Origin of the sequence: Marinimicrobium sp. UBA4509 (genome assembly GCF_002388575.1) — a bacterium.
Taxonomy (GTDB): domain Bacteria; phylum Pseudomonadota; class Gammaproteobacteria; order Pseudomonadales; family Cellvibrionaceae; genus Marinimicrobium; species Marinimicrobium koreense.
This window is the reverse complement of record NZ_DGMV01000059.1, coordinates 1-6740: the sequence shown is the minus strand read 5'-3', so window position 1 is coordinate 6740 and position 6740 is coordinate 1. Positions and strand designations below refer to the sequence as shown.

Sequence of the window (6740 nt, the reverse complement as noted above, 5' to 3'; positions counted from 1 at the left end):
GGGCGGCTCACCGACGGCAAGGGCCGGGTGGTGGATTTCACCAATACCATCATCATCGCCACCTCGAACTTGGGCTCGGACATCATCCAGCGTCGGCTGAAGGCTGGTGGCGCCGGCGGCGAGGAATACGAGAAGACCAAGTCCGAGGTGATGGACGTGCTGCGCGGACACTTCCGCCCCGAGTTCATCAACCGCATCGACGAGATCATCGTCTTCCATGCGCTGGGCAAGGAGGAGATCCGCCATATCGTCGGCCTGCAGCTCGATCGCGTGGCGCGCAACGCCGCCAGCCAGGGCGTGACGTTGACCTTCGACCAGACCTTGATCGACCACTTCGCGGAGGAAGGCTACAAACCCGAGTTCGGCGCGCGCGAGCTCAAGCGGCTGATCCGCAGCGAGCTGGAAACCGCGCTGGCACGCGAGATGCTCGGTGGTGGCATCGGCAAAGGTGATCACGCCAGCGCCCGCTGGGATGACAAGGCCGAACGGGTGGTCTTCGAGCGCCAGGAGCCACCCGCGCAGCCGGCCGAGCCTGAAAAGCCCGATGCCGCGAACGTGGCCGAGGCACCGCCTGGCGACGCGAGCAAGCCTGCGCGCAAGAAGAAGCCGGCGGGCGGCGAATCTTGAGCGATGGGAGGCTGTCGTGTCCGACCCCAGCGGGCTGACATGGGCAGCCACCCTCGTGTCGCTGGCGGTCGCTATCCCCACAGCGGGGCACGCGGTCATCTACAAGCGTGACCCTCGATCGGCCACGCTGTGGGTACTGCTGATCGCCTTGTTGCCGCTGGGCGGTTCGCTGCTGTATGGGCTATTCGGCATCAACCGTTACCAGCGGCGGGCGCGGCGGCTCTTCCCGGGGGCAGATCCTGCTGTTCGACAGGACCTCTCGCCCACGATACCCGACGCTGTATCGCCGCCACTTGCCGGTCTGGCCCACCTGGTGGGACGCGCCACCGGCCAGTCGCTGACCGGCGGCAACCGTATTGAGCCGCTTGTCGATGGCGAGCAGGCCTACCCGGCCATGCTCGCTGCCATCGAATCGGCGCGGCACAGCGTCGCGCTGGCTTCGTACATCTTCGACGGCCAAGGCATCGGGGCGCAGTTCGTCGATGCGCTGCGCCGGGCTCATGAGCGCGGCGTGCAAGTGCGGGTGCTGATCGACGATGTCTATGCCCGCTGGACGCCCGGCAGCGCCTACCGTGCCTTGCAGCGCGCCGGCGTTCCGGTGGCGACGTTCAACCCGACATTGATTCCCGCGCGCCTGCATGCCGCGCATCTGCGCAATCACCGCAAGCTGCTGGTGATCGATGGCGAGACGGGTTTCACCGGCGGCATGAATATCTCCAGCCCGTATTGGCGGCCCGATGCACCGGGCCAGGCCTGTCACGATTTGCACTTTCGTCTGCGCGGGCTGGTGGTAGAGCATCTGATGCGGAACTTCACTGATGATTGGTGCGATACCACGGGCGAGCGGCTCAGCAAGGGTTTCTGGGGCGAACCGCCCGCAACGGCTGATGAGCAAGGAACCTCTTGGGCGCGCGGCATAGAGGCCGGTCCCGATGAGGCCCTGGACAGGATGCGCTGGACCTTCATGGGCGCTTTGAGCGCGGCGAAGCATTCGGTGCGCATCTGGACACCTTACTTCGTCCCCGATCAGCCGATGATCGCGGCGCTAAGCACGGCCGCGTTGCGCGGCGTGCGTATCGACGTGCTAACGCCCGCAAACGGCGACCATCCCACGGTGCAATGGGCCGCGCGCGCCCACTACTGGCAGGTGCTGGAGCATGGTGTGCGCATCTTCGAACGGCCTGGCCCGTTCGACCACAGCAAGCTGATGGTGGTAGACGCAGCGTGGTGCTGCCTGGGTTCGGCCAATTGGGATGCGCGCAGTTTGCGCCTCAACTTCGAGTTCAATGTGGAGGTGTACGACACCGCGTTGTCTACGCGGCTGTCATCCCTTTTTGATGCCGCTCGTGATGCCTCGGGCGAGATATCGGCGAAGGCGTTGCGCGCCCACCCGCTGGCCATCCGCTTGCGCGACGGGGTGGCCCGTCTGTTCACCCCTATTCTCTAGCGACACGACTTGCGAGGTACCCTGCCCATGGAAAAGAAAGATCAATGGAACATTGGCTACTGGATCGTCGCGGGTCTGTTGCTGCTGATGCTGCAGAACCAATGGCAGGCGGCCAAGACCGTCGAGCCCGTGCCCTACAGCGAATTCGAGAAGGCGCTGGCCGAGGGGCGCGTCGCCGAAGTGCTGGTGTCGGACCGCACGGTGACCGGGCGCCTGAAATCGCCGGACAGCCGGGGCAAGACCACCATCGTGGCCACCCGTGTCGAACCCGACCTGGCCGAGCGGCTGTCCAAGTACGAGGTGCCCTATACGCGGGTGGTGGAAAGCACCTGGCTGCGTGATGTGCTCTCCTGGATTCTGCCGGCGGTGGCCTTCTTCGGCGTCTGGTTCTTCCTGTTCCGCCGCTTCGCCGCGAAGCAGGGCATGGGTGGCTTCCTGAGCATCGGCAAGAGCCGTGCCAAGGTATTCATGGAGAAGAACACTGGCGTGACCTTTGCCGATGTCGCTGGCGTCGATGAAGCCAAGGCGGAGTTGGTTGAGATCGGCGATTTCCTCAAGAATCCGCAGGAGTATGGACGGCTCGGAGCGCGCATCCCCAAGGGCGTGTTGCTGGTGGGCCCGCCCGGCACGGGCAAGACCCTGCTGGCCAAGGCCGTGGCGGGTGAGGCCGGGGTGCCGTTCTTCTCCATCTCAGGCTCGGAGTTCGTCGAGATGTTCGTCGGCGTGGGTGCGGCGCGCGTGCGCGACCTGTTCGAACAGGCGCGTGCGCAGGCGCCGGCGATCATCTTCATTGATGAGCTGGATGCTTTGGGTCGCGCACGCGGTGCCGGAGGCCCCATCGGCGGACACGACGAGCGTGAGCAGACGCTGAACCAGTTGCTCACCGAAATGGATGGCTTCGACAGCTCGGTCGGGCTGATCATCCTTGCAGCCACCAACCGGCCCGAAATCCTCGATCAGGCCTTGCTTCGCGCCGGTCGCTTCGACCGGCAGGTGCTGGTGGACCGTCCCGACAAGACAGGTCGCCTGGATATCCTGAAGGTCCATGTCAAGAAGATCACCCTGGCCCAAGGTGTAGGTCTGGAACAGGTGGCGGCGCTGACCACCGGCTTTTCCGGCGCTGATCTGGCCAATCTCGTGAACGAAGCAGCGCTGAACGCGACGCGGCGCAAGGCGCAAGCTGTGGAACTGCAAGACTTCACCGCCGCCATCGAGCGCATCGTGGCCGGCCTGGAAAGGAAGAACCGTGTGCTCAATCCGAAGGAGCGGGAAACCGTGGCCTATCACGAGATGGGACATGCGCTGGTGGCGCTGGCGCTGCCCGGCACCGATCCGGTACACAAGATTTCAATCGTGCCGCGTGGCATCGGTGCACTCGGCTACACCCTGCAGCGGCCCACCGAAGACCGATTTCTGATAACACGTGCTGACCTGGAGCACAAGATCGCCGTGCTCCTGGGAGGGCGCGCGGCTGAGAAGCTCGTGTTTGGCGAGCTGTCCACAGGGGCTTCAGACGATCTCGCGCGGGCCACCGACATCGCCCGCGACATGATTACGCGCTTCGGCATGGATGAGGGCTTGGGGTACGTTGCTTTTGAGGCACAGAGGCCGCGTTTTCTTGATGCGCCTGAACTGGTACAGGGTGGCTGCCGGGTAGCCGAATCGACTCAGACACGCATCGACCAAGCCATCCGTGACATCGTGATGGGTGTGTTTGAACGTGCATACCGAATTCTCGAAATTAACCGAGAAGTGCTGGAGCGGTGCGCGCGCGAACTGCTCGCACGGGAAACGCTGGATGAATACAGCATCCGGGAACTGACGCAAGGGCTACATCTCGAATCCCCAGGCCCAACTGCCGGAGCCATGACTTCCTCTGTGTCCCAAGGACCCACCTCATGAGTGACGGCGTTCATATCGTCTGCCCACACTGCCAATCCATCAATCGCGTGCCAGCCAACAAGTTGGCAGAGAAGCCCAATTGCGGGCGGTGCCAGCACCCGCTGTTCACCGGAGAAACCATCGAGCTGACCACAGCGACGGTAGAGGACATCACCGATCTCAAGAGGGTCGAGCAGGCGCTGAACGCTATGCGCCTACAGCGAGAAGAGTTGGCCAGCCACGTTCCCGGTATGCTTTACCAATACCGTCTTCGTCCGGACGGCAGCTCGCACTTCCCTTATGCCAGCGCGAGGATACAGGAAATATACGGGGTTGCACCGGAGGATGTTGTTGAAGATGCCACTCCTGTGTTCGCGGCGCTCCATCCTGAAGACCGCGACCGTGTGCATGAAACCATACAGGCGTCGGGGCAGTCACTCGCGCTTTGGCATGACGAGTACCGGGTGCAGTTTCCAGACGGTCGGGTGATCTGGGTCGAAGGCGAGGCGTCGCCTGAAGCCATGCCTGATGGGAGCATCCTCTGGCACGGCTATATCCATGATGTCACCTCACGCAGAAGATCCGCGGAAGAGCTTCGCCTTGCGGCAACAGTTTTTGAGCACGCAGGAGAGGGCATCCTCGTTACGGACGCTCAAGGCCACATTGTCAACGTCAATCGGGCGTTTACCGTGATCACTGGTTATGCGCGGGAGGAAGTAGTGGGCCAGACACCTCGTCTGCTCGAGTCCGATCGCTATGACGATGAGTTCTATCAGACCGTTTGGCAGGCTCTGCGTGAGCACGACTACTGGCACGGAGAGCTCTGGTGCCGACGCAAGAACGGCAGTCAGTTTGCCGCGCTGCTGACGATCAGTGCAGTCCCGGATATGCGGGGCCATATCGAGCATTACGCAGCCATGTTTTCCGACATCACAGCGCTGAAGGAGAACCAGCAACAGCTTGAACGCGTTGCTCATTACGACCTGCTCACCGGCTTGCCCAATCGACTATTGCTTGGAGACCGCCTTAAGCAGGCCATTCGTCAGACACGTCGGCGTGGCATGCACCTGGCGGTTGTCTTTATCGATCTGGATGGATTCAAGAAGGTCAACGACCAGCACGGCCACGCAGTCGGCGACAAATTGCTGTCCGTCCTGTCCAGGCGTATGGCGCAGGTGTTGCGCGAAGACGATACCTTGGCCCGTCTTGGTGGTGATGAGTTTGTCGCTGTTCTGCTCGACCTGCCGGATATTTCCGTCAGCGTACCGATTCTCGATCGCCTGATCGAGGTGGCTGCACAGCCCGTACCGATTGGTGACGCACTGTGCGAGGTGAGCGCGAGTATCGGTGTGAGCTACTACCCGCAAGGCGAAGATATCGACGCCGACCAACTGCTGCGGCAGGCAGATCAGGCTATGTATCGTGCCAAGCAAGCTGGCAAGAATCGATATCACGTTTTCGATACGGAGAAGGATCGTACGCTGCGCACCCGTCACGAAGAATTTGACAGCATAGAGAATGCACTTGCCAATGGGCAGTTTCTGCTTTATTTCCAACCTAAGGTCAACATGCGCACCGGTGAGGTGCTGGGCGCCGAGGCCTTGATCCGCTGGCAACATCCGACGCGTGGCTTGTTATCTCCTGCCTCCTTCATACCCATCATTGAGAACCATCCGCTCGGGATTGACGTGGGGGAATGGACCATCGAGGCTGCGTTGACCCAGACCGAAGTTTGGCGCAAGGCCGGCCTTCATGTCCCGATCAGCGTGAATATCGGTGCGCGGCACTTGCTGCAACCGGACTTCATCATGCATCTACGTGGTATGTTGTCACGACATCCCGGCGCCCAGCCGCAAAACCTTGAGCTGGAAATCCTCGAAACCAGCGCCGTGGAGGACTTCGTTCAAGTGTCTCAGTTGATGGCGCAGTGCGAGAGGATGGGGTTGCGTTTTGCCCTCGACGATTTCGGCAGCGGCTATTCATCGCTGGCCTATCTGAAGCGCCTGCCCGCGCACCTGCTCAAGATCGACCAAGGTTTTATACGCGACATGCTCGAGGATCCGGACGATATCGCCATCCTGGATGCGCTACTGGCACTGGCAAGGTCGTTTGGCAGGAACTGCATCGCGGAGGGAGTCGAATCCATTCAGCATGGTGAAATGCTGCTGCGTATGGGATGCGAGTGGGGCCAGGGTTATGCCATCGGGCATCCGATGCCGGCGCATGGATTCGAGCAATGGCTAGACACCTGGCAGGTACCCTTATCCTGGAAGGGATTCAAACCTGACAGTCGCTCCGCGCTGCCCGTGCCGTTCACATACGTCGACCACCGGGTCTGGATTTCCCAGATGATCGACTACCTGTCAGGTAAGACCCAAGTGCCGCCTCAACCCGAAGCACTCCAATACTGGCGGGATCAAAGTGGCCGCCCTACGTTCTTCGGCAAGGATCCTGATGATCAGGTCGATGTCCTGCATCAGAGCATCCAGCAGTTAGCGCACACCCTGAGTGAAATGAAAAAAGCCGGCCGTGTCGAGGCATTGAGGGCTGGCATCGACAAGTTGCAACATTTGCAGGCAGATCTGCTGGGATTGCTGCCGCCGGACCAGAAGCCGGATTGATGCCGTGCATGGGACGAAGGGTTGACGTGCAAGAGGCTGATCCACCCATCGGCGGCGCCACGGGCGCGCAGGGCATTATGCGCTGGGTGGCTTCGCAATTGCCCCGGTGATGCAGGTGTAATCGAGTCGTCTTATCGGACACCCCGTTCCATTAACGTTTCATT

Annotated in this window: 4 protein-coding genes; all 4 read left to right on the top strand. The window is 61.6% G+C overall.

The window, feature by feature from the left end:
• Positions 1-627: AAA family ATPase (locus tag B3520_RS11350; protein WP_286876083.1), on the top strand; the 627-nt coding region annotated here is incomplete at its 5' end.
• A 16-nt stretch (positions 628-643) separates the two neighbouring features.
• Positions 644-2074 (top strand): phospholipase D-like domain-containing protein, encoded by a 1431-nt coding sequence (locus B3520_RS11345; RefSeq protein WP_286804903.1) that lies wholly within the window; start codon positions 644-646, stop codon positions 2072-2074.
• Positions 2075-2101: 27 nt separating this feature from the next.
• On the top strand, positions 2102-3976 hold the full coding sequence (ftsH, locus tag B3520_RS11340) for an ATP-dependent zinc metalloprotease FtsH (protein WP_286804901.1): 1875 nt from the start codon (positions 2102-2104) through the stop codon (positions 3974-3976).
• Positions 3973-6576 carry an EAL domain-containing protein gene (locus B3520_RS11335; protein WP_286804899.1) on the top strand — a complete coding sequence of 868 codons (2604 nt, stop codon included), beginning with the start codon at positions 3973-3975 and terminating at the stop codon, positions 6574-6576. Before ftsH ends, B3520_RS11335 begins: the two co-directional genes overlap by 4 nt.
• Positions 6577-6740: the final 164 nt, after the last annotated feature.